The 22,726-nt window shown below is 45.9% G+C and carries 27 protein-coding genes and 1 riboswitch; of the genes, 25 read left to right on the forward strand and 2 right to left on the reverse strand.

The window, feature by feature from the left end; all coding sequences use genetic code 11:
• Positions 1 to 150 precede the first annotated feature (150 nt).
• From PPM_RS00075 to rsmI, 10 genes are all read left to right on the forward strand, one after another.
• A complete protein-coding gene (locus tag PPM_RS00075) occupies positions 151 to 336 on the forward strand; it encodes a sigma factor G inhibitor Gin (protein ID WP_013368656.1) in 186 nt (61 codons plus the stop codon).
• Positions 337 to 480: 144 nt separating this feature from the next.
• Positions 481 to 2,064 carry an aminotransferase class I/II-fold pyridoxal phosphate-dependent enzyme gene (locus tag PPM_RS00080; RefSeq protein WP_013368657.1) on the forward strand — a complete coding sequence of 528 codons (1,584 nt, stop codon included), beginning with the start codon at positions 481 to 483 and terminating at the stop codon, positions 2,062 to 2,064.
• Positions 2,065 to 2,166: 102 nt separating this feature from the next.
• The gene (tmk, locus tag PPM_RS00085; RefSeq protein WP_013368658.1) at positions 2,167 to 2,814 is read left to right on the forward strand and encodes a dTMP kinase; all 648 of its coding nucleotides are present in this window, start codon (positions 2,167 to 2,169) and stop codon (positions 2,812 to 2,814) included.
• A gap of 73 nt (positions 2,815 to 2,887) precedes the next feature.
• Positions 2,888 to 3,217, forward strand: a complete 330-nt coding sequence (locus tag PPM_RS00090; protein WP_007427998.1) for a cyclic-di-AMP receptor — start codon at positions 2,888 to 2,890, stop codon at positions 3,215 to 3,217.
• 196 nt (positions 3,218 to 3,413) lie between these two features.
• Positions 3,414 to 3,857 carry a YaaR family protein gene (locus PPM_RS00095; protein ID WP_013368659.1) on the forward strand — a complete coding sequence of 148 codons (444 nt, stop codon included), beginning with the start codon at positions 3,414 to 3,416 and terminating at the stop codon, positions 3,855 to 3,857.
• A gap of 251 nt (positions 3,858 to 4,108) precedes the next feature.
• Positions 4,109 to 5,104, forward strand: coding sequence for a DNA polymerase III subunit delta' (gene holB, locus PPM_RS00100; protein ID WP_013368661.1), 996 nt, complete (start codon positions 4,109 to 4,111; stop codon positions 5,102 to 5,104).
• Positions 5,105 to 5,242: 138 nt separating this feature from the next.
• Positions 5,243 to 6,043 carry a PSP1 domain-containing protein gene (locus PPM_RS00105; protein WP_013368662.1) on the forward strand — a complete coding sequence of 267 codons (801 nt, stop codon included), beginning with the start codon at positions 5,243 to 5,245 and terminating at the stop codon, positions 6,041 to 6,043.
• 27 nt (positions 6,044 to 6,070) lie between these two features.
• A complete protein-coding gene (gene yabA / locus PPM_RS00110) occupies positions 6,071 to 6,445 on the forward strand; it encodes a DNA replication initiation control protein YabA (protein WP_013368663.1) in 375 nt (124 codons plus the stop codon).
• Positions 6,446 to 6,533: 88 nt separating this feature from the next.
• Entirely contained in the window at positions 6,534 to 7,292 is a 759-nt protein-coding gene (locus PPM_RS00115; RefSeq protein ID WP_013368664.1) for a tRNA1(Val) (adenine(37)-N6)-methyltransferase, read from the forward strand.
• The gene (rsmI, locus tag PPM_RS00120) at positions 7,289 to 8,170 is read left to right on the forward strand and encodes a 16S rRNA (cytidine(1402)-2'-O)-methyltransferase (protein WP_013368665.1); all 882 of its coding nucleotides are present in this window, start codon (positions 7,289 to 7,291) and stop codon (positions 8,168 to 8,170) included. Before PPM_RS00115 ends, rsmI begins: the two co-directional genes overlap by 4 nt.
• A 124-nt stretch (positions 8,171 to 8,294) precedes the next feature.
• Here rsmI and PPM_RS00125 read toward each other — a convergent pair whose 3' ends face one another.
• Positions 8,295 to 8,549 carry an AbrB/MazE/SpoVT family DNA-binding domain-containing protein gene (locus PPM_RS00125; protein WP_007428005.1) on the reverse strand — a complete coding sequence of 85 codons (255 nt, stop codon included), beginning with the start codon at positions 8,547 to 8,549 and terminating at the stop codon, positions 8,295 to 8,297.
• 330 nt (positions 8,550 to 8,879) lie between these two features.
• Between PPM_RS00125 and PPM_RS00130 the strand changes: the two genes are divergently transcribed.
• From PPM_RS00130 to PPM_RS00190, 13 genes are all read left to right on the forward strand, one after another.
• On the forward strand, positions 8,880 to 10,163 hold the full coding sequence (locus PPM_RS00130) for an HD domain-containing protein (RefSeq protein ID WP_013368666.1): 1,284 nt from the start codon (positions 8,880 to 8,882) through the stop codon (positions 10,161 to 10,163).
• A 42-nt stretch (positions 10,164 to 10,205) separates the two neighbouring features.
• Positions 10,206 to 10,976 carry a TatD family hydrolase gene (locus PPM_RS00135; protein ID WP_013368667.1) on the forward strand — a complete coding sequence of 257 codons (771 nt, stop codon included), beginning with the start codon at positions 10,206 to 10,208 and terminating at the stop codon, positions 10,974 to 10,976.
• Positions 10,977 to 11,176: 200 nt separating this feature from the next.
• Positions 11,177 to 11,456, forward strand: a riboswitch (cyclic di-AMP (ydaO/yuaA leader).
• Between the two features lie 271 nt (positions 11,457 to 11,727).
• On the forward strand, positions 11,728 to 12,876 hold the full coding sequence (locus tag PPM_RS00140) for a 3D domain-containing protein (RefSeq protein WP_013368668.1): 1,149 nt from the start codon (positions 11,728 to 11,730) through the stop codon (positions 12,874 to 12,876).
• A gap of 145 nt (positions 12,877 to 13,021) precedes the next feature.
• A complete protein-coding gene (gene rnmV / locus PPM_RS00145; protein WP_013368669.1) occupies positions 13,022 to 13,567 on the forward strand; it encodes a ribonuclease M5 in 546 nt (181 codons plus the stop codon).
• A gap of 7 nt (positions 13,568 to 13,574) precedes the next feature.
• On the forward strand, positions 13,575 to 14,459 hold the full coding sequence (gene rsmA / locus PPM_RS00150; RefSeq protein WP_013368670.1) for a 16S rRNA (adenine(1518)-N(6)/adenine(1519)-N(6))-dimethyltransferase RsmA: 885 nt from the start codon (positions 13,575 to 13,577) through the stop codon (positions 14,457 to 14,459).
• A 55-nt stretch (positions 14,460 to 14,514) separates the two neighbouring features.
• Positions 14,515 to 15,411, forward strand: coding sequence for a sporulation peptidase YabG (gene yabG / locus PPM_RS00155; protein ID WP_014599339.1), 897 nt, complete (start codon positions 14,515 to 14,517; stop codon positions 15,409 to 15,411).
• Between the two features lie 195 nt (positions 15,412 to 15,606).
• Positions 15,607 to 15,888: a biofilm formation stimulator Veg gene (veg, locus tag PPM_RS00160; RefSeq protein ID WP_013308120.1), complete on the forward strand. Its 282-nt coding sequence runs from the start codon at positions 15,607 to 15,609 to the stop codon at positions 15,886 to 15,888.
• Positions 15,889 to 16,053: 165 nt separating this feature from the next.
• Positions 16,054 to 16,233: a small, acid-soluble spore protein, alpha/beta type gene (locus PPM_RS00165; RefSeq protein WP_007428013.1), complete on the forward strand. Its 180-nt coding sequence runs from the start codon at positions 16,054 to 16,056 to the stop codon at positions 16,231 to 16,233.
• Between the two features lie 144 nt (positions 16,234 to 16,377).
• A complete protein-coding gene (gene ispE / locus PPM_RS00170; protein ID WP_013368672.1) occupies positions 16,378 to 17,232 on the forward strand; it encodes a 4-(cytidine 5'-diphospho)-2-C-methyl-D-erythritol kinase in 855 nt (284 codons plus the stop codon).
• Positions 17,233 to 17,413: 181 nt separating this feature from the next.
• Positions 17,414 to 18,253, forward strand: coding sequence for a pur operon repressor (gene purR / locus PPM_RS00175; protein ID WP_013368673.1), 840 nt, complete (start codon positions 17,414 to 17,416; stop codon positions 18,251 to 18,253).
• A 163-nt stretch (positions 18,254 to 18,416) separates the two neighbouring features.
• Positions 18,417 to 18,704, forward strand: a complete 288-nt coding sequence (gene spoVG, locus PPM_RS00180; protein ID WP_007428016.1) for a septation regulator SpoVG — start codon at positions 18,417 to 18,419, stop codon at positions 18,702 to 18,704.
• 345 nt (positions 18,705 to 19,049) lie between these two features.
• Positions 19,050 to 20,447, forward strand: a complete 1,398-nt coding sequence (gene glmU, locus PPM_RS00185) for a bifunctional UDP-N-acetylglucosamine diphosphorylase/glucosamine-1-phosphate N-acetyltransferase GlmU (RefSeq protein ID WP_013368675.1) — start codon at positions 19,050 to 19,052, stop codon at positions 20,445 to 20,447.
• A gap of 59 nt (positions 20,448 to 20,506) precedes the next feature.
• Positions 20,507 to 21,460, forward strand: a complete 954-nt coding sequence (locus PPM_RS00190) for a ribose-phosphate diphosphokinase (RefSeq protein ID WP_013308125.1) — start codon at positions 20,507 to 20,509, stop codon at positions 21,458 to 21,460.
• A 68-nt stretch (positions 21,461 to 21,528) separates the two neighbouring features.
• On the opposite strand, the gene PPM_RS30470 is transcribed toward PPM_RS00190, so the two are convergent.
• Complete coding sequence (locus tag PPM_RS30470; RefSeq protein ID WP_013368676.1) at positions 21,529 to 21,729, reverse strand: hypothetical protein; 201 nt, start codon at positions 21,727 to 21,729, stop codon at positions 21,529 to 21,531.
• Between the two features lie 75 nt (positions 21,730 to 21,804).
• Between PPM_RS30470 and pth the strand changes: the two genes are divergently transcribed.
• Positions 21,805 to 22,365, forward strand: a complete 561-nt coding sequence (gene pth / locus PPM_RS00200) for an aminoacyl-tRNA hydrolase (protein ID WP_013368677.1) — start codon at positions 21,805 to 21,807, stop codon at positions 22,363 to 22,365.
• Positions 22,366 to 22,452: 87 nt separating this feature from the next.
• Positions 22,453 to 22,683, forward strand: coding sequence for an anti-sigma-F factor Fin family protein (locus PPM_RS00205; RefSeq protein WP_014599341.1), 231 nt, complete (start codon positions 22,453 to 22,455; stop codon positions 22,681 to 22,683).
• The last annotated feature ends 43 nt before the right edge of the window (positions 22,684 to 22,726 follow it).

The following is a 22,726-nucleotide window of genomic DNA, read 5'->3' on the forward strand; positions in this document are numbered from 1 at the left end:
GCGGCTGTTTTTTTAAACATACGGGGTACAAACACCATAATAGCCCAAGGAGAATATATATAGAGTATATCGTCGAACTGGGCTATGAAAAGGTTTAAAATAGTAGAAAGTGACCCATACTAATAGTAAAAGAAACAAGGTGGGATGGATATGCATGATCAAGGTGACCACCGCTGCATCATATGCGGACAACACAAACATGAAGGCATTTTTATCGTTTCCGAGTTTATCTGTGATACGTGTGAAGCGGAAATGGTGCACACGGATGCAACTGACGCCAAATATCATTTTTTTATTGATCAACTAAAGCAAATTTGGGTACAGAAAAATGCATAATATCCTTCGCTAGCTAGTGTTTGAAGGATAGGCATTCCAAGGTCTGTCGATACGGGCCTTTTTTTCTGTGAGTAAAAGTAGGATTCCGCTTGATTTTACGATAAAATAGGGTAGATATAAAGCTTTGTTTGGAAGGATTGCAGAATGATGGGGAAAAAGACGGTTCATGCACCATTAGTGGAAGCTCTAATACGTTACAGTTCTCAGGGAAATGCTTCTTTCCATGTACCCGGTCATAAAAATGGACAAGTCTATAGGCATGAAGAAATGGCGTCTCTGTTGCAAGAGGTGATGTCTATTGATGCGACGGAAATTACCGGATTGGACGATTTGCATCACCCAGAAGACGTAATCCGTGAAGGTCAGGAGCTGGCTGCGAAGTGCTTCGGTGCAGAAGAGAGCTTTTGGCTTATTGGAGGCAGCACAGTCGGTAATTTGGCTATGATTTTGACCGTATGCACGAAGCCAGGAGATGTACTATTGGTACAGCGAAATGTACACAAATCTGTACTGAACGGTCTAATGCTATCAGGGGCCGAGGCCGTATTCCTAGATCCAGAAATAGATACACTAAGCGGGCTGGCGGTTGCTCCATCGACAGACACGATAAAGGCTGCACTCAAGGACTATCCTTCGGCTAAAGGAGTGTTACTTACGTTGCCTAACTATTATGGGATGGGGCGTGATCTGACTGCTACAGCTAAAGCTTGTCATGCAGCCGATGTGCCGTTGATGGTAGATGAAGCACATGGTGCTCATTATGGGCTGCATCCTCGTTTGCCATTCTCTGCTCTTTCCTGTGGGGCTGATGTAGTCGTCCAATCAACACATAAAATGCTTCCAGCTATGACTATGGGCGCCATGCTACATGTGCAAGGACGGAGAATTCACCGGGAACTGCTCCGTCAGCGGCTGGCTATGGTGCAAAGCTCCAGCCCTTCGTATCCATTAATGGCCTCGCTGGATTTGGCAAGATGGTATATTGATGCTTATGGCACGGATGCCTTTACAGAGGGCTTAGCGGCAGCAGACGCTTTTAGAAAGGGCCTGGCGCAGCTCCCACGCTTTCGCTTGGTAGAGCCTACACAGCAGGCAAGTGAAAAGTGTGACGCTCAGAAGGGGATCTCTGAGGCCCTGGAAAGGGCTGAGGAGAGGACAAATGGGTACTCAACTCAGGACCCTTTTAAAATGGTGCTGTATGATACATGGGGTGTACTAGATGGGTTTGGATTAAAACGTGAGTTGGAGACTTACGGATGTATTCCAGAGATGAGTGACGAGAAACATGTGGTTTTATTGTTTACGTTAGGCTCTATAGCTAGGGATGTGAGTCACCTGTTGCAGGCTCTTGTGCATATAAATAATGATATAAGATTTAAGGGGACGGCGGAGGAGCCGGAGTTAGCGGGGAAAGAGCAGCAGAGGCTAGAATTAGATTTTTCCACGTGGAACAATGATGGAATGAAGGCTTACTCTAGTCCGGTGCAGTTTGGGCTTCAACCGATTGATCCGGATCAGATGGAGATCGTGCCTGTAGAGGAATCAGCTGGTAGGACAGCTGCTGAAATGATTATTCCGTATCCTCCAGGCATTCCACTGCTATATGCAGGGGAAATGATCACAGAAGCGATTGCTCTGCGGATGGTTCGTCTACGTGAGCTGGGAGCTAAATGGCAAGGGGTAGCAGATGAAAGTATGCTTACGATTCGGGTATTCCGTTTACAATAAAGATTAATACTAGAGAATTAACAAATACAGAAGACTGGATAAAAGAAGCATACGCAGCCTGTGGGTGACTTTTATTTTTCAGGCAGGAAAGCAGGGAATAACATGAATCGCAAAGGCATTTTTATTACGCTGGAGGGGGGAGACGGCTCCGGTAAAACAACCATGATCCAACGACTGGCAAAGTATATGGAGGAAGAAGGCCATCCAGTCGTCACGACGAGGGAACCGGGCGGCATCGAAATTTCTGAAAAGATTCGTTCTATCATTCTGGATCCTGCTCATACCAGTATGGATGCCCGAACAGAGGCACTTTTATATGCGGCGGCGCGGCGCCAACATTTGGTGGAGAAGGTAAAGCCGGCTATTGAACAAGGAGCTATCGTATTGTGTGACCGTTTTGTGGACAGTAGCCTGGTCTATCAAGGGTTTGCAAGAGGAATCGGAATTGAAGAGGTAGCTTCGATTAATCGCTTTGCGGTAGATGATTGGGAGCCAGATGCCACGTTCTATCTGGATATTGAGCCCGAATTGGGGTTGGCAAGAATTAATGCGTCACGGGGAGAGGAAATGGATCGCCTCGATATGGAGAGCATATCGTTTCATCATAAGGTACGAGAGGCTTATCTGGAGCTGGCTCGCAAATTTCCGGAACGAATTACGATTGTGGACGCATCTCCCGCACCAGAGCAGGTAGAGCAAGTATTGAAGGATTTGCTGAAAAAGCGGTTTATTCAGAATTTTAGCGTATAATTGTCGAAGGATATACGGTAAAATTGAGCTAGGGACAAGGTGTCCCTAGTATGACTTGAAGGAGGAATACAGGATGAAGCTGATTATTGCGATTGTACAGGATAAGGACAGTAATAGATTATCCAGCGGACTGGTGAAGGCTAACTTCCGTGCTACCAAATTGGCCAGTACAGGAGGATTTCTGCGTGCAGGCAATACGACATTTATGATTGGTGTTGATGACAATCAGGTAGACTCGTTGATGAATGTCATTCGCAGCAGTTGCAAGGTACGTGAACAGCTGGTCACACCCGTTACCCCTATGAGTGGGACGACGGACTCTTATCTGCCGTTGCCTGTTGAAGTGCAGGTGGGTGGAGCGACAGTTTTCGTGATGCCTGTAGACCGTTTCGAGCATTTCTGAATCTACACAATAGAACCTATTTTGCCGATATGATAGTGGAAATGCCTGTTTCTCGCTCATGATGGGAATGAGGAGCAGATCCACTAAAACGGCAGCGCTACAGCGCAGCCCCCGGAAAGCCGAAGAGACTCCCGAGTTCTCTATTGAACTGTTCGTTGAGGGAAAAGGGAAGCATCCGGGGAGAAAGCAGGTTTATATGAAAATAAATCCGGGCTACCGCCCTTTACACAGTACATTGTCTACAAATGAAACGAGTGCTAAGCCAATTCAACCGAAAAGCTTCTCCGATGTTATGCAGCAAAATGGGGAGCAGGCTTCGAAGGAGGAATTGAACCGGCGCTTTAAGGAAATTCAAATGCAGGGAGATCGTCTTGCTCGCTCAATGACGATTCGTGAGTTGAAGGCCTATAAGATGCTGGTCAAACGGTTTTTGGAAGATACAGTTCGGCGAGGCGTGTCTATGAAGGACACAAAGGGATGGGATCGTCGGGGACGCAGCAAGCGTTATAAGCTGATTGATGAAGTGGATGAGCTATTGCTCAAAATGGCAGATGAGCTGCTTGATACCGAGCAAGGGAAGATAGAGCTTTTGCAAGGAGTCGGTGAGATTAGAGGTTTATTGATTAATCTTTCATTTTAAAATGCAGTCTTATGTTATAAATGAATACAAACGGGCTGTTGCCACGATGAAATAATCTGCTTGCTGATCATGCTGGCAGATTATTTTTGACTATGTACATGTGGGCGAACATAGTATGCATACAGCAGTACATCTTATACTGAAGAACCATGATTTGAGGGTGAGATCATCGGAACAGCAACAAACTCGCCCGGGGAAACAACGATTAGCTGATGGTTCATCGTTGTTTTCAGTGGAGAAAGTGAGGAAATATGTCTTTCCAACATATATTGGGGCAGGATGTAGCCAAAAAAATGCTGCAGAGTGCATTGCGGAATCACACAGTCAGCCATGCTTATGTTTTTAGCGGACCGCAGGGAAGCGGACAGATGAACATGGCACAGACCTTTGCCAAGGCTTTATTCTGTGAGAAACAGACGGATGATGCATGTGGGGAGTGCTTGTCATGCCGCAAGGTAGAGCACGGGAATCACCCGGACTTGCACATTGTAGAGCCTGATGGGGCAACGATTAAAATTGATCAGATTCGTGGGCTTCAACGAATATTTTCATACAAATCTGAAAGCTCCAACCCTAAGGTATATATCATTCGGCAGGCGGATACCATGACAGTGCAAGCTGCTAACAGCCTGCTTAAATTTTTGGAGGAGCCTCAGATTCCTGTGGTCGGTATACTCATTTCTGAAAATGGACAGGCGTTGCTGCCTACGATTCAATCGCGGACACAGCAGGTACCTTTCCACGCTTTACAGCCGGAAATGATGATGCAGGCGTTAATTGGGGAAGGCTATACGGCAGGACTTGTCCGGTCAGTGGTTCATATGGCTTCCGGACTGGAATCATGTAGAGAAATTCTCCAGCAGAATTGGTTTGCAGAAATTAGAAACGTAGTGTTACAATTAGTGAAGGAGTCCATGAGCCGGGGGAGTTCGTCAATTATTCTGGCTCAACAGAAGATTTTTAAAACTGGACTTTCTGATCACCTGGATATTCTGTTTCATCTGTTTCATTTGTGGTTCAAAGATATGCTTCATTTCCGTTACGGAAGGCACGAAAGCATTGTTTTCATAGATCATTTGGAGTCCGTCTCCAAATTGGCAATCACCCGCAGCACGGAACAATGGGTCTCTTATATGGATTTGGCCGCGAATTGCAGGAAGAAGCTCCGTTTTCACGTCAACGGACAATTATGCGTGGAGCAGCTTCTGATTGGGTTGTCCGATACAAGCGGTTCTATCACCGGCTAACAGGAAGGCGCGCTTGTTCCACTCTGCACAATCCGCGACGCCAGGTTCCCGGTTTGTGCGACAGTGAGACTTCAATTGCGGCCATTCGTACAATGTCGGCTACAAATGAGGTTTAGTGGCATACAAGGGGGTTAATTTTTGTATAGTGTAGTGGGTGTCCGTTTCAAGAAGGCGGGCAAGACTTATTATTTTGATCCGCTGGACCTTCCAGTGGAGAAAGAAAACTGCGTCATAGTAGAGACCGCACGCGGGATTGAATATGGCAAGGTTGTGGTGGGCAAAAAAGAAGTAAATGATTCGGATGTTGTCCTACCCTTAAAAAAAGTCATTCGTATTGCCGGAGATGATGACGCTCTTGTTGTAGAAGAGAATAAATTGGCGGCCAAGGATGCATTCGGTACGTGTTTAAATAAAATTAAAGACCATAACCTTAAAATGAAGCTGGTAGATGTGGAATTTACATTTGACCGCAATAAGATCATTTTTTATTTTACGGCTGAGGGTCGAGTTGATTTTCGAGAGCTTGTAAAGGATTTGGCCAGCATTTTTCGTACACGAATTGAGCTGCGGCAGATCGGAGTACGGGATGAGGCTAAAATGCTTGGTGGAATCGGACCTTGCGGACGTATTCTGTGTTGTTCCTCATGGCTGGGGGATTTTGACCCGGTATCTATTAAGATGGCGAAGGATCAGAGCTTGTCGCTGAATCCGACGAAAATTTCCGGGTTGTGCGGAAGATTGATGTGCTGTCTCAAATTTGAACATGATAACTACGAGAGCATGCGAGAAGAGCTACCTCAGGTAGGTAAGATGGTTATCACTTCTCTGGGAGAAGGAAAAGTGGTAGGTGTCAATGCAGGCCATCGTACGGTACATGTTCAACTGTTTGAGATCAGTAAGGTCAAGGAACTTCCAATGGACGATGTAGTCGTCAAGTAAACCATTAGGTTGCTTCGGGGTGGAAACTTGGATAAATTAAATGTTTTTGCGCGTATTCACGAAATGGAAACCCAAATGGGACAGTTGCATAGCGATCTGGGTGAATTGAAACTGGCAGTAAAAGAGCTGCTGGAGGAAAATCAACGACTAACGATTGAAAACGAACAGGTGCGCAAGATGCTCAAACGTGAAACCTCTGGAGAAGAAAAGACGGCAAGCAAGCCGAAACTTCCTCCTCCGATCGTCGTTAAGGATGAAGAGGAAACGGGTGAGGTCGTGGGCGAAGGCTACGACAATCTGGCAAGGCTGTATCATGAAGGATTTCATATATGCAACGTGTATTACGGACATTTGCGAACAGAAGGCGATTGCCTCTTCTGTCTGTCATTTTTGAATAAATAAAAACAAGCCGTAGGAGCAAGATGCCTACGGCTTTTTTGTAAGGAAGTATGAGTAAAAAGCGATTTAGGTTATAGGATGGGAGAGCATTATGTACGAAAATGAAAAGAAGTCTGAACGAATTGATGATCTGCTTTCACATAATCTGCGTATTATCCAAAGTGATGAAGTGTTCAGCTTTTCGATGGATGCGGTCTTGCTGGCACGGTTTGCAGGTATTCCGCTTCAGCGTGGGAAGATTCTCGATTTGTGTACGGGCAATGGGGTTGTTCCCATACTGTTGACGACACGCACCAAAGCATCTATTGAAGGAATTGAGATTCAACCACGCCTGGCAGATATGGCTAGACGGAGCGTGAGTTTGAATGGATTAGAAGATGCGATTGAGATTCGGGAAGGAGACTTGCGTGAACTGGTTCAAATCACGGGACATGGCGCGTATGATGCAATTACTGTGAATCCTCCCTATATGCCGCTAAATGGTAGCGATATCAAGCTGAATCCTCACCAGGCTATTGCGCGTCATGAAGTGAACTGCACACTGGAAGAAGTTATTCAGGCATGTACCCGGCTTGTCCGTAATGGAGGGAAAGTATCGATGGTTCACCGCCCACAGCGGCTGGCTGAGATTATATCCTTGATGCGCAGTTATAGCCTGGAACCCAAGCGGATACGTTTTGTTCACCCACGGATTCATATGGAAGCGAATATGGTACTTGTTGAAGCGATGCGTGACGGCAAACCGGAGGTTCGCCTATTACCCCCACTCATTGTATATCAGGAAGATGGGAACTATACTCAGGAAATAAGAGAAATCTATGGAGAAGTAAGTAAGGAGGATTCAGTGTGACAGCAGCTGTACAAAAAAGCTTTAGTAACCGTGAAGAGGAACGGGGAAAGTTATATCTCGTTGCCACACCGATTGGCAATCTGGATGATATGACCTTTAGGGCAATTAACACCCTAAAGTCATGTAATATTATCGCTGCCGAGGATACGCGACAGACACGCAAACTGCTCACACATTTCGACATCACGCCGGATATGCTCTTCAGTTATCATGAACATAATAAGGCTGCCAGTGGGCCTGAACTGATACGTTATATAATAGAAGGAAAAAATTTGGCACTGGTTAGCGATGCAGGTCTACCGGCCATTTCTGATCCTGGTTCGGATCTGGTCAAGCTGGCACTTGAGGCAGAAATCAGTGTTATTCCTATCCCAGGGGCAAATGCGGCACTATCGGCTTTAATTGCCTCAGGACTGGATACAGAGAGGTTTACCTTCGCTGGTTTCCCACCAAGGGAAAAAAAGGATCTAGAGAAGTTATTGTTATCATTTCAGGTATCCCACGGCACGATTCTTTTTTATGAATCGCCTCACCGTATTGTAAGGACATTGACAGTATTAAAGGAAACATTAGGATCACGCAAAGTGGTGCTTGCCCGTGAGCTGACCAAGCTGCATGAGGAATGGGTGCGTGGAACGGTGGAGCAGTGTCTTGCAAAATTAGAGGAAAATCCGCCGCTTGGTGAATACTGTCTAATCGTTGAGGGGAAAAACGAAGAGGAAGAAGAACAGGAGCGGCAGGCATGGTGGCAGGACTTATCTTTGGAGTCTCATGTCGCGCATTACGAGTCAGAGGGGCTTACTCGCAAGGATGCCATGAAACGTACAGCCACAGACCGTTCAATTTCCAAGAGGGACGTGTACAACGCACTCTTATGAATATGTGTCTAAACAAAAAAGGGCCTTCCAACGGTTGGGTTCAAACCGTGGAAGGCAACAAGGAGTATATATGAAAAAGGTTAGAATTAACAATCTCTGATAAGTCTATTATATACTAAAATTCTCAGTTTGTCACAGGTGTTGGGATTTCAGAAATGCAATCTTGGCAAACAATTTTCCCTTTGAAGTAAATTACGTTCTCAGCATTGCCGCAGAAGATACAAGCAGGCTCGTATTTTTTAAGCATGATGCGCTCGCCATCAACGTAAATTTCCAAAGCGTCTTTCTCTCCGATTCCCAGGGTACGGCGCAATTCGATTGGAATAACAACACGTCCGAGCTCGTCAACTTTTCTTACAATACCAGTGGATTTCATCATAATAAATCAGGCTCCTCTCGCCGTTTAAAATAATATAAGTGTCATGATTCGACAAAATTTTCTCTTTTCTGATATTTACTATACCAACGATTCCCAAAACAGTCAACCTAAAAAAAGTAGTAACAGCCTAATTATGCAAAAGTATTTAGAACAAAGAGCTTTATCCATGTACCTTACCTTATTTTACGGATGATTTGTCTTATTGTAGATTTGGAAATGTCGAAAAGTGATAATTCGACAAAATACGACAAACGGTGTCGAATAAGGGAAGATGTTTAGGATTTTATTGTATTTTAATCCATTATTCCGAATATTAAAGGAGCTGATATCTTGCACCAGCCACTCAGTGAAGAAAAAGTTTTTAAGGACCCGGTACATAATTACATCCATGTTCAGGATACTGTGATATGGCGATTGATCAATACGCCGGAGTTCCAACGGTTACGACGCATTCGGCAGTTAGGCACATCTTATCTTACGTTTCATGGAGCGGAGCACAGCCGGTTTTCACATTCACTGGGCGTATATGAGATTACGAGACGTATTATTTCTCAATTTGAACGTGGAGATTTTCCCGACTGGCCCAAGGAAGAAAGACTGATTGCTCTGTGTGCCGCTTTGTTGCACGATGTGGGGCACGGTCCATTTTCTCATTCCATTGAAGAAGCCTTTCATATGAACCATGAGGATTGGACATGCCGCATTGTACTGGGGGACACGAAGATCAACGCTGTGCTACGGCAAGTTGATGAGATGTTGCCCCACAAGGTCGCGGCGGTTATAGCCAAAACGTATGATAAGCCGATTGTTGTCAACTTGGTAACAAGCCCGCTGGATGCTGACCGTATGGATTATTTGTTGCGGGATGCTCATTCAACAGGTGTTAACTACGGAACAATTGATTTGGATCGTATTTTACGTTTGCTGCGCCCTCACAATGGGAGAATTGTCGTAAAAGAGTCGGGTATGCATGCAGTAGAGGATTATCTAATGTCACGCTACCAGATGTACTGGCAAATTTATTTCCATCCTGTAACACGCAGCTCAGAAATCCTGTTACGTAAAATTTTCAAGAGAGCTAAGGAATTGTTCAAATACGGATATGAGTTTGGTTTTCTGCTAGATCCGCTGCCAGATCTATTAAAAGGAGAGCTAACAGTGGAGCAGTATTTGATGCTGGATGAGTCTTTGATTCAGACGGTATTTAGCCAATGGAAACGAGAAAAGGACGAAATTTTAAGTGATTTGAGCAGCCGTTTTATGGATCGTAGATTGTATAAATATGTAGAGATTGAAAATATGGATACAGATACCGTTGACCATATTCGAGAGGCTTTGGAAAAGGCTGGCTTGCATCCTGAATATGATCTTGAAATTGATTTTCCGACAGATCTTCCTTATGATGTGTTTCGGCAGGGCGGTTCAACGGACAACCAGATTTTACTGCTTGGACGTCAGGGCGAGGTGCGGGAAATATCCGAAGTTTCAGAAATTGTACGCTCAATAAGTGGCATTCACCGAGGAAAATATCACATGTATTTTCCCCAGAATAAATTGAACGGGGTAAAAGAAAGGCTTCCTGCCGAAATAGGGAATTATTTTGTCAAACAATAGACAAATATATAGAAATGTAAGTAAGAAAAGGAGATGAAAACCTTGGATTTATTCGACACTCATACTCACCTAGATGCGCCACAATTTGACGAAGACCGTGAAGAAGTTATAGCACGTGCTGTCGAATCAGGAGTAACACGGATGATCAATATCGGATTTAATCGTGAGACCATTCCATCCACCATGAAGCTGGCTGAGACGTATGATTTTATTTATGCAGCCGTTGGATGGCATCCGCAGGATGCCATTACAATGCAGGAGGGTGATTTAGAATGGATTGCATCGTTATGCAGTCATAAAAAGGTTGTAGCGATCGGAGAGATCGGTCTGGATTATTATTGGGATACATCACCAAAGGATGTGCAGCAGCGGGTACTTCGAAATCAAATTGGCCTGGCACGTGAGCTCAAGATGCCAATTGTTATCCATAACCGGGATGCACATGAAGATATTGTGAGGATTTTACGTGAGGAAAAGGCGGGCGAGATTGGCGGAGTCATGCACTCCTTTTCTGGGAGTTGGGAGACAGCTAAAATGGTGCTGGATATGGGTTTCCACCTTTCCTTCGGCGGGCCCATAACGTTCAAAAATGCCAAGCAGCCAAAAGAGGTGCTGGCCCAGGTACCGCTGAACCGTCTGCTTATTGAAACGGACGCGCCTTACTTGACGCCTCATCCGTTTCGCGGGAAGCGAAATGAGTCGGCACATGTGAGATTGGTGGCAGAAGCAGCCGCCCAAATTAAGGGAATTACAGTGGAGGAATTGGTATCCATTACGACCCAAAATGCCTTGGAACGATTTGACATTCAGTGAAAAAGCGAAGAAATCAATCAAAATAAAGAGATAGACGGAGCTAATTATGATTTTGTTGCAGGAAACTCAAGAATATTACAATTTTTTAACCGAATATTTTGAAAAATGTACTTGAAACCTGCTTTACAACATGCATGGAAACAGGATATCATCTTTTCAGTGAATTGTTGTTGAGTGTAAACATCAACAAATCATTTCATGAACCAGTCTCGCTGAGTCCCTTTTACAGGGAACGGGGGAACCGATATGGCTTACAGTACGTCCGGTGTATGTGCAAGAGATAATATCTCTCAGTATCCGGCTCGACCGAAATTCATTTCCCGGATGGGATTGAACAGGTAGAGAAGCCGTATTTCGATTTCTTTCTGGGTCTTCGGGGTGAATGTGAAGGCGACCGCCATGAGCGGTTGACCTAAGCTAGGGCGACTCTCTACGTCCGAACCCGACAGCTAACCCCGTAAGCGTAACAAGAGAGAAGCCATCTCGTGCATGAGTTTTCCCGCATATTCACACATGTCGGAAGCCACGAAAGAGCTCTCTAGTCTCTTTCTTTGGCTTTTTTTGTTGTGAATAAAAGAAAATCTGTCATCATACTGTGGTTAAACAGGGGAGGACAGCATGCCGCGAAGACGGGTACATGGTGCAGGACAGTCGCAGTACGGGCTTGTCTTGTAGAAAATCTGTTATAGTCACGTCAACGATCAACTATGTCTTACTCCAGACGGCGGGCTATGTAAGGAGGACGGAGGAAATGGGCATTTTCCGAAAAGAGGAGACCCATGAGTCACGCTCATCCAGCATGTCTTACGTATTACGTTGGAAGCAAGAGAATGTGCGCCAGGCTGCTTTGGTTGCTATTTTTCTAATCGCACTAACGATTATGATTTCAATTCTGATGTACACGCAATCTAAAAAACAAGTCTTTTTTGTCATCGATGGTAAGGCATCTGCGGTAGAAACCCGGGAATCCAAGCTCCAAGATTTGCTCAATGAGCATTCTATTTCACTTCAGCCGCATGATACAATTTCCATGCCGCTAAACGGGGCAGTACAGGATGGGGATCGCGTAGTCATTAAACGTGCCAATCAGGTTAAAGTATCCTCAGGCAATGAGACGAAAAAGCTGTACACAACAGAAAATACAGTAGAGGGTGCCATTCGCACTTCGGGCTATAAATTATCATCAACGGATAAAGTTTACCCTGCGTTGGATGCCTCTGTTTCAGCTAACATGGACATAAAAATCGTCCGTGTAAAGAAACAGCAGGTCGAACAGAAAAAACAAGTGCCTTATCAGGTCATCAAAACGGCAGATCCAAGTCTCTATAAAGGCGATAATCGAGTCATTCAAAGTGGCAAATCGGGTGTGGTAGTCCAGCATGTTCAAAAGGTATACCATGATGGAAAATTGGTGTCCAAACAGCTGGTCAACAAGGAAGTCGCACAAAATCGTGTGGATAAGGTAATTGCGGTAGGGACGAAGAAAAAACCGGTCGTTCTAGCTGCTTCCATCGGCCCTAAAGATGCGGTTAAGGCTACAAAGGTTAGTTCGGGCAGTGCTGTCCGTAAAGCAGGTATTAATTTTAATTATAAAAAAGTTTTACAAAATGTCTCCATGACGGCGTACTCTGCCCAGGAGCCAGGTATTGGTACACGTACCGCCTCCGGCACGCGTGTCACGGAAGGACGCACCATCGCTGTCGATCCGAATGTAATTCCCATCGGCTGGTGGGTGTATATTGAAGGGGTAGGCTTCCGCCGTGCGGAGGATACCGGTGGCGCGATTAAAGGCCACAAAATCGATGTGTATTATGAGAGTTTAAGCCGGGCTAACCAATTTGGTCGTAAGCACGGTAAAACCGTATATGTTATCGGACCTGTAAAGCCGGAAATCAACTAAAACAGGTTGTGTATGTTGAGGACAATGCGATAGTATTAACAACATAGTTATGCCATGCTAAGAAGAGGATATCCTCTTCTTATTTTGTTTTCAAAAGCAGGGAAAGATAATATATGTTGCTGTGTAGCAGTGGAGGGAAACGAAGATGATCAAGGAAGTGATCGTGGTGGAAGGCCGGGATGATACGGTAGCCATTCGCCGTGCTGTCGAAGCAGATACGATAGAAACTGGCGGTTCAGCCATTAATAAAATGACGCTGCGGAAAATTGCATTGGCGCAGGAACGGCGGGGGGTCATTATTTTAACTGATCCCGATCATGCAGGGGAGCGTATCCGTAAAATTATCGCCTCCAAGGTCCCCGGCTGCAAGCAGGCTTTTATACCTGAGGCAGAGGCGACACGCAAAGGGGATATTGGCGTGGAGAATGCCTCCCCGGAAGCCATCAGACACGCTCTCGCGCGGGTACATACGACAGTGGAAGGCGCCGAACCGCTGATTGAAATGGCGGACCTGATTGACGCTGGACTTATTACTCACCCCAATGCTGCTGCACGCCGTATGGCCTTGGGGAATGTACTGGGTATTGGCTATTGTAACGGAAAGCAGCTACATAAGCGGCTCTCTGTATTTCAGATCAGTCGTGAGGAATTTGCCAGTGCGCTGGCACAAATCGAAAGTGAAGGATTGTGATATCCGTATGACAGGGATTCAAGATATAGCAACACCGCGGCGTACGAAGGAAATTATTCAAAGGCACGGTTTTTCGTTCAAAAAGAGTCTGGGACAAAACTTTCTGATTGATCAAAATATTCTGAGCAAGATCGTAAATGCTGCCGGATTGGATGATACAAAGGGCGCACTTGAGATCGGTCCGGGCATTGGAGCTTTGACCGAGAAGTTGGCGCAATCCGCTAAGGCAGTTACCGCTGTTGAGATTGACCAGCGGCTGTTGCCCATTCTTGAAGAAGTGCTGGCCCCTTACGAGCATGTAAAGGTTCGCCATGGAGACGTGTTAAAGCTGGATTTGCGTGAAGTGTTTGCAGCTGACTTTGCAGACGTGAGCAAAGTGAGTGTCGTCGCTAATCTGCCGTATTACGTCACTACACCGATTCTGATGCGTCTACTGGAGGACAAGCTTCCTTTGGAGAATATCGTCGTTATGATTCAAAAGGAGGTGGCTGAGCGCATGGCTGCGTCTCCTGGTACGAAGGATTACGGCAGCTTAAGCATAGCCGTGCAATATTACAGCGAGCCTGAGTTAGTCTGTACGGTGCCGAATACAGTATTTATTCCTCAGCCGAATGTTGATTCGGCAGTTATTCGGCTGCGTGTACGAGAAGTCCCTCCGGTGGAAGTGGTGGACGAGAAGCACTTTTTTGAAGTGGTTCATGCCGCTTTTGCCCAACGTCGTAAAACCATTTCAAATAACCTAAAAAGCCGCTTCTTCACCAAAGAGAACAGGGACACGCTGGAGCCGCTGTTGCAACAAGCTGATATTGAGCCCTCCCGTCGAGGGGAAACGCTGAGTATCGAGGAATTTGCGCGTCTGAGCGCCGTGCTATTGGAGGCTGGTATATCCTAAGTTGGAACCAAACTGTGCATTCACCCATACGATATAGGAGGGGTGATACAGTGTGATGAGTTTAGGAGACTTGGTCGTTCGGAAATCGTACGGCGGTGATGTCACGTTTCGCGTTGAAGACATCCAGCGGGATAAAGCGATCATTAAGGGGACGGAATTTCGGCTACTGGCCGATTCCCCGGTGAACGATCTGGTCAGAGTGCCTGCAGACCAGATTAGCGGTAAGACTCAACAGGCCCACATTAAGGCCGGGGAGTCTCTTAATCTTTTGCAACGGGCACGCCAGCAGCAAGCTGCCCGTAGCCAGGCGGCTCTGATTGGAGAGTGGAGTGATCCGGTAGAGTCGACGTATTTTGAAATGCCAGGAAAGGTTCTTCATCTGGATGGAGATCCTGGCTATTTAAGAAAATGTCTCAGTTTATATGAACAGCTCCGTGTTCCCGCTGAGGGACATCACGTTCACGAATCGGCAATGGCGGATACGTTATATCGACTGCTTCCCCGCATTCGTCCTGATATTGTAGTCATCACCGGACATGATGGTGTGCTGAAGCAGCCGCAACCTTACGATTTGTACAGCTTGAAAAGCTACAAGAATTCGCAAAATTTTGTGGCAGCGATTCAGGTAGCCAGACAATATGAGCGTCATCTGGATTCACTGACAATTGTAGCGGGGGCATGCCAGTCCCATTTTGAGGCGCTGCTACGTGCGGGAGCCAATTTTGCCAGCTCCCCAGGGCGTATCCTGATTCACGCTCTGGACCCCGTTTACGTGGCTGCCAAGGCCGCATTTACTTCAATCCGTGATACAGTCAATATGGGAGACTTATTTCATCAGACCATCAGTGGCAGCCGCGGAGTGGGTGGAATTGAAACAAGGGGAAGCTACCGCATCGGTTTGCCGAAGCTTGAAAATTTGTCAACGCTTAAAGTAACGCCTTCAGCGATCTGAGATTCAAATGTGCCTGGGTATATCTGAACAAAAGCCTCTTTTTAGAGGTTTTTTGTCATTTTTTATGCATATTATTCCTGTTCGCAAAAAATTAAATTGACAACTTATTTTTCGTGTTGTTATAATATTTAGCTTGATTTGACAATCCCTCTAAAATTCGTTATAATGGACAAGGAAAGAGGTGGTCGTTAGGCAATGGCTAAAAATACGCTGTTGGAAATCAAACGCAGTCTCGACGCACATGTAGGGCAAAAAATTTTGCTGCGGGCTAACGGCGGACGCCGTAAGACCGTCGAACGAACTGGTGTCTTGGAAGAAACGTACCCTTCTGTTTTTATTGTCAAGCTGGATCAGGAGCAACAGACGTTTAAACGTGTCTCCTACAGCTATGCTGACATTCTTACCGAGTCGGTGGAGGTCAGTGTATATGATCCCGACTCCCACACAAGTGTAGTCGAATATTTCGAAACACCTTAATTCTTTTTTACGTGATTTATACCAGCTTTGCAGGTTTAACGGCGACCTCGTCATTTTTAATGGCGGGGTCGTTTTGTATTTACAGAGCAGGATGAAGCATGATATCTCTGCACATACTAAGGCGGGAATGATCTTCCTTATTCCATTGCCGAAGGAGGCGTATGCATGAGCCGAAGAAGACGGAGTGTTATGTCGGAAGAGCTGAAGTATGAACTGGCCAAAGATCTTGGGTTTTACGACACGGTTAAGGAAGAAGGCTGGGGAGGCATTAAAGCCAAGGATGCAGGCAATATGGTCAAGCGGGCCATTCAGCTTGCAGAGCAGGCGGCTTCTCGCAAATCGTAGCCATCGGTGGTGCTGATAAAAAGCGGGGATATCCGGGGTCATACCGGGGCATCTCCGCTTTTTTGAACCTCATGACTTGACAGGCTGAGTCTGATATAATATGTTAAGCTGTCTTGAGGGAAAAGTTGAAGGTGGGTGAACGCCTTGAAAATATATGAAAAAGCACCGGCGAAAATTAATTTAATGCTTGATGTTCTACGTAAGCGGGACGATGGTTATCACGAGGTCGAAATGATTATGACTATGGTCGATCTATCCGACCGATTGACGATGTCCGAGTTACCGCGTGATACCATTATTATTTCAAGCCAAGCCGGGTACATACCGTTAGATGAAAAGAACTTGGCTTTTCAGGCTGCGCGTCTGATCAAAGAACGTTATAACGTGTCTACAGGCGTCCATATCCATCTGGATAAGCATATCCCGGTGGCTGCAGGATTAGCAGGCGGAAGCAGCGATGCTGCCGCAGCATTGCGTGGGCTGAACAAGCTGTGGAAACTTGGTATCTCGGATGCGGAATTAAGGGTACTGGGTGCTGAATTGGGTTCAGACGTACCTTTCTGTATTACAGGGGGCACAGCTTTAGCGAGCGGACGTGGAGAACTGCTTAAACCACTGCCGAATCCGCCACAATGCTGGGTGATCCTCGCCAAGCCGCCGATTAATGTATCGACAGCTGAAGTGTATGGTCGTGTCAAAGCGGATCAGATTACGCACCACCCGTCTGCCCGGCAGATGGAGCAGGCGATTCGTAATGCTTCTTTTACCGATGTATGCAATACCCTGGGGAATGTACTGGAGGATGTGACATTAAAGCTGTATCCAGAAGTGGAGCATCTTAAAAACTCCATGATCCGTTTAGGAGCTGATGGGGTGCTGATGTCAGGTAGCGGACCTACAGTGTTCGGACTGGTATCGAAGGAAGCCAAAGTGCCACGGATCTATAACGGACTAAGAGGCTTTTGCAAAGATGTTTACGCAGTACGACTTTTGACCTGATTTTAGATATTTTTTTCATATTATAGTGGCAATTGTTGTACAAATACGTACGAAGATGATATATTTACTATTAAATATTCGGATTTTACTACATCACTTACATTCCGCCAGCAACCGGCCAGTCCGCCGGTGCTTTATTGTACGAAGCGGGCGGCAGGAGAATAGATCGCGAGGAATTGTTGTGAAAAAACTTAAAAGAAGCTCACGATTGGTGGAAATGACGCAATTTTTATTGTCACGGCCGCATACATTGGTGCCTCTTACTCATTTTGCAGATCGATACGGGGCAGCTAAGTCGTCGATAAGCGAGGATCTGGCTATTATCAAAGAAGTATTTGAGGACGAGGGTACTGGCGAGCTTCTGACACTGGCGGGAGCGGCAGGGGGCGTCAAGCTGATCCCTAGGCTCTCCAAGCAACATGCGCTTGCGTTTGCGAACGACTTGTGCGCGCAGCTGGAGCAGCCTGATCGCATATTACCGGGAGGGTACCTGTATCTGTCCGATTTGCTGGGCCAACCAGCGATGATGAACGAAGCGGGTAAAATATTTGCGACCGCTTTTGCCGATCGTCAGATTGATGTGGTTATGACCGTGGAGACGAAGGGCATTCCGCTCGCATATGCAACCGGAGCACAGCTTAATTTGCCAGTCGTGCTTGTACGGCGGGACCATCAGGTGACAGAAGGCTCAGCTGTAAGTATTAATTATGTTTCTGGATCACAAAAGAGCCTTCATACGATGTCTTTATCCAGACGTGCAATGCGTGAGAAATCGCGTGTGCTCATTGTAGATGACTTTATGAAGGCTGGCGGCACGATACAAGGAATGGTCGACTTGTTAGCAGAGTTTGATGCTGAGGTAGCTGGTGTCGGTGTGCTGGTAGAGTCGGGCGAGGTGGAGAATGAAGAGCGCCTGTTGCACGATTATATTTCACTGGCAAATCTGACTGCAGTCGATTCTCGAAGCAAGCAAATAACAGTCAAGCTAGGGAATTATTTTGATGAGTTAACGGGGCAGTAAATTGTCACAATTCATCATAAAATACCTAAATATGTCGAAAAGAAATCTTTTCAAAAAAATTACCTGAATTTAGGATACGAATTGTCCAAAAAAAGAAGGAATTCGAAATGCTGTGTGGAATGTATACACCAAGTCCTATTTGGAAAAAGGTGGTGAAACACACATGCAGATTACGGATGTTAGACTCCGCCGAGTGAACTCAGAAGGAAGAATGAAGGCGATTGCATCCATTACAATTGATAACGAGTTTGTTGTCCATGACATCCGAGTTATCGACGGTAATAACGGGATGTTCGTAGCTATGCCAAGCAAACGAACCCCTGACGGAGAGTTTCGCGATATCGCTCACCCGATATCTTCAGGAACCCGTGAAAAGATTCAAGCTGCTGTATTGACTGAGTACGAACGTGCAGCTGTTGATGAAGAAGTTGCTATTGAAGAAGGCGCTTAATTCGCCTAAAGCAGGATTGGGGTATAAAAGAAAAAGAGAGCCACTAACTGTGGCTCTCTTTTCTTTTTGTCTGGAATGAGATATATTCTTTAGTGAGTTAACAGTCAGTTTTAAGGCAACTTGGAGCCATCCGGGCTGCCGAAGCGGCTTTTTCATAAGACAGGGACTAGGCAGCGATGCGTCCCGGGGATGAACGTCCAGCACAAGCTGGCCTGAAAAAATAGCCATTAACCAAAGGTTCGCCGTTATTTTTCAGGAGGATTGTGAAAAGTTAAGCAAAATCTGATCTGGGAATTAACGTTTTAGCCAAGGGGTAACTGTTATTTTCAGGATAGGAGGTTGGACTTGTTGGAAAGGTTGGCAGTCATTCTTGCCGCAGGGCAGGGAAAACGTATGAAATCCAAATTATATAAAGTTCTGCATCCGGTGTGCGGAAAACCGATGGTCGGACATGTGCTCGACACGGTTCGTGAAATCGGTGTGTCCCGAAGTGTAGTCGTCGTGGGTCACGGAGCAGAGGCGGTACAGTCTTATTTGGGACCGTCGGCAGAATATGCGCTTCAGGCAGAGCAGCTGGGAACGGGTCATGCTGTCAAGCAAGCCAAGGACCTGCTCGGCCAGGAACAGGGCACCACAATTGTCATTTGTGGAGATACTCCGTTGATCACAGCGGAAACGCTGGAAGGTTTGGTGCAACTGCACGAAAGCCGCGGAGCGGCAGCAACAATTCTGACCGCTGAGTTGGACAACCCGAAAGGATATGGACGAGTTATCCGTGATACTTCCGGGGCCGTGCTTAAGATCGTGGAACAGAAGGATTGTTCACCTGAGGAAGATGCTGTCCGTGAGATTAACACAGGCACGTATTGCTTTGACAATGCCAAGTTATTTGCAGCGCTGGACAAGGTAACGAACACCAATGCACAGCAGGAATACTACCTGACCGATGTCATTGGTATTTTGCATGGCGAAGGTGAGCAGGTTGAGGCGTATTTGACCAATGACGTGTCGGAATCTATCGGTGTAAACGACAGAGTTGCTTTGTCGGTTGCTGAAGGTTATATGCGCGAGCGTATCGTTCGCAAACATATGCTGAATGGTGTCACCGTCATTGATCCGTCTTCTACCTACATCGGGAGCGATGTTGTCATTGGTTCCGATACAGTATTGCACCCAAATACATGGCTGCATGGTCAAACACAAATCGGAGAAGATTGTGTGATTGGCCCGCAGGCAGAGATCCAGAATACGGTTATCCACTCAGGGGCAACAGTGAAACATTCGGTGTTGAACGAAGCGGAAGTGGGAAGCAGTACATCTGTAGGGCCGTTTGCTTATCTGCGTCCAGGCGCGAAGCTTGGCGAACATGTGAAAATTGGTGATTTTGTAGAGGTGAAGAATGCGACTATTGGAGATCATTCCAAGGTGTCTCATTTGAGCTATGTCGGTGATGCCAAGGTGGGTACAAACGTAAATATTGGCTGCGGGGCAATAACGGTCAATTATGATGGATATAATAAATCCATTACAGAAATTGAAGATGATGCCTTTGTTGGCAGCAATGTGAATCTGATTGCCCCAATTAAGATTGGAAAAGGTGCCTATGTTGTCGCAGGCTCCACTGTAACACATGCTGTCCCTGATAACGATCTGGCCATTGCCAGACCACGTCAAGAGAACAAAGCCGGATATGCGGACAAAATCCGCGCGCGTGCCAAAGCAAAGAAAAAAAGATCGGAATGACCTTAATCAGCAAGCTGTTGAATCTGTAATGAATGAACCAGCACGGAGGGTTTCTATTAATGACTTATTGCGATTCCAAACTCAAAATATTTACTTGTAACTCCAATCCGAAGTTAGCCCACCAGATTGCGGACTACATCGGAATCCCAATGGGGGAATCCCATACCACATCGTTTAGTGACGGTGAAATTCAGGTTAAGCTGTCGGAAAGTGTTCGCGGCTGCCATGTGTATATTGTACAGTCCACTTGTCTGCCAGTTAACGACAACTTGATGGAGTTATTGGTTATGATTGATGCACTTAAACGTGCTTCTGCCAAAAGTATCAATGTTGTTATGCCATATTACGGTTATGCTCGTCAGGATCGTAAGGCTCGTTCACGTGATCCGATTACAGCGAAACTTGTCGCTAACTTGATTGAAAAAGCGGGAGCTCACCGCGTAATCAGTATGGATTTGCATGCGATGCAGATTCAGGGATTCTTTGATATTCCAGTGGATCATATGCTGGGAGCGCCAATTCTGGCCCAATATTTCCGTTCCAAACAAATTGAGAACCCGATTGTTGTTTCACCCGACCATGGTGGGGTTGTTCGCGCGCGCAAGCTGGCGGACTTCCTGAGTGCGCCGCTCGCTATTATTGATAAGCGTCGTCCAGAGCCAAATGTCAGTGAAGTGATGAATATCATCGGGAACATTGAGGGTAAGACGGCTATTTTAATTGATGATATCATTGATACAGCCGGAACGATTGTATTGGGTGCAAATGCGCTTAAAGAAGGCGGCGTAAAAGATGTGTATGCATGTTGCACACATGCCGTGCTGTCTGGTCCTGCGATGGAAAGACTGGAGAATTCGCCATTAAAAGAGGTGGTTGTGACGGATACAATCCCGATCGTTCACCCAAATCCGACAAGCAAGCTGAAGGTACTGTCTGTGGCTCCATTAATGGGAGAAGCCATCATCCGTGTGCATGAAGAATTGTCGATCAGCAAACTGTTTGAAATCGAATAAGCACTGGCTCATTAAAAAAGGGGTTGCTTTTTCCATATGGAAAAGGTAACCCCTATCAGCATGTCAGGCTAAAAGCCTGGCCGAGATATGAATGTGAAGCGTTGACGATTGTATAGTGTGTCCTCGATTTCGACGAAATGCTCATTAAAACGCGCAACGATGCCAATTTGAACATGTACATTCCCGTCATAAATTTGGACAGGAACGGAATGTTTTAAATGATATAGAAAATGGCTGTCATATAAGAGGATATCACCTTGATTGAGCATATCGGCACGCACCTTCCTGTTCACTACAACTATTTTACCAAAAAATCAAGACTTCGAAAGAGGGTGTCAAGGTTAATGAAGTGGATTGTAGGATTGGGCAACCCCGGTCCCCAATACGAGAAAACGAGACATAATGTCGGATTTATGGCCTTAGATGCACTTGCCTTACGCCATAATATCCAGATTACCCAAAGCAAATGTAAGGCGTTGATTGGTGAGGGGCACATTGGTGGCGTGAAAACGGTACTGATTAAGCCTATGACATATATGAATCTCTCAGGCGAGTCTCTACGTGCATATATGGACTACTATAAGGCAGATATGGAAGATCTGATTGTCGTGTACGATGATCTGGATACAGAGGTCGGTAAAATAAGACTGCGTTATCAAGGTAGCGCAGGCGGTCATAATGGCATTAAATCGATCATTCAGCATACAGGGACGCAGTCCTTCAACCGGATTCGTATGGGCATTTCCCGTCCAGAGCCTGGACATGCTATTGTCGATTATGTTCTGGGCACCTTTCCAAAGAAGGAAAAGGAACTATTGACCGGAATGATAGAAGATACGTGCAACGCTTTAGAATACAGCTTGAATCATCCGTTTGAGCGGACGATGGCTGAATTTAACAAGTAGGTTCTGACGTTAGGTAGACGGGCTTAAATGGAAGATTGTTGGACATACTGAAAGGTATAGAAAACTTTCAGGAGGCATATACATTACATGGTTGTTAATTATGTATGCAGACATTGTCGAACTTTCTTAGGGCGAATTGACTCCGCTGTAATAACCGAAGAAAGGTTAGGCTTCCATTCCTTGACCCCTGCTGAACGTAGAGATATAATAGCGTATAATTCGGGTGGTGAAGTGACTGTTAAAGTCATTTGCGAGCATTGCAGTCAGGCACTGGAGAATAATCCGGAGCTGAGTCTGCTCGTAAACCCGCTCCAATAACAGGTATTCAACTGGTCTGATGTACCAGCTTGAGAGGTGAAGC

The organism is Paenibacillus polymyxa M1, from assembly GCF_000237325.1.
Classification (GTDB): Bacteria; Bacillota; Bacilli; order Paenibacillales; family Paenibacillaceae; genus Paenibacillus; species Paenibacillus polymyxa_C.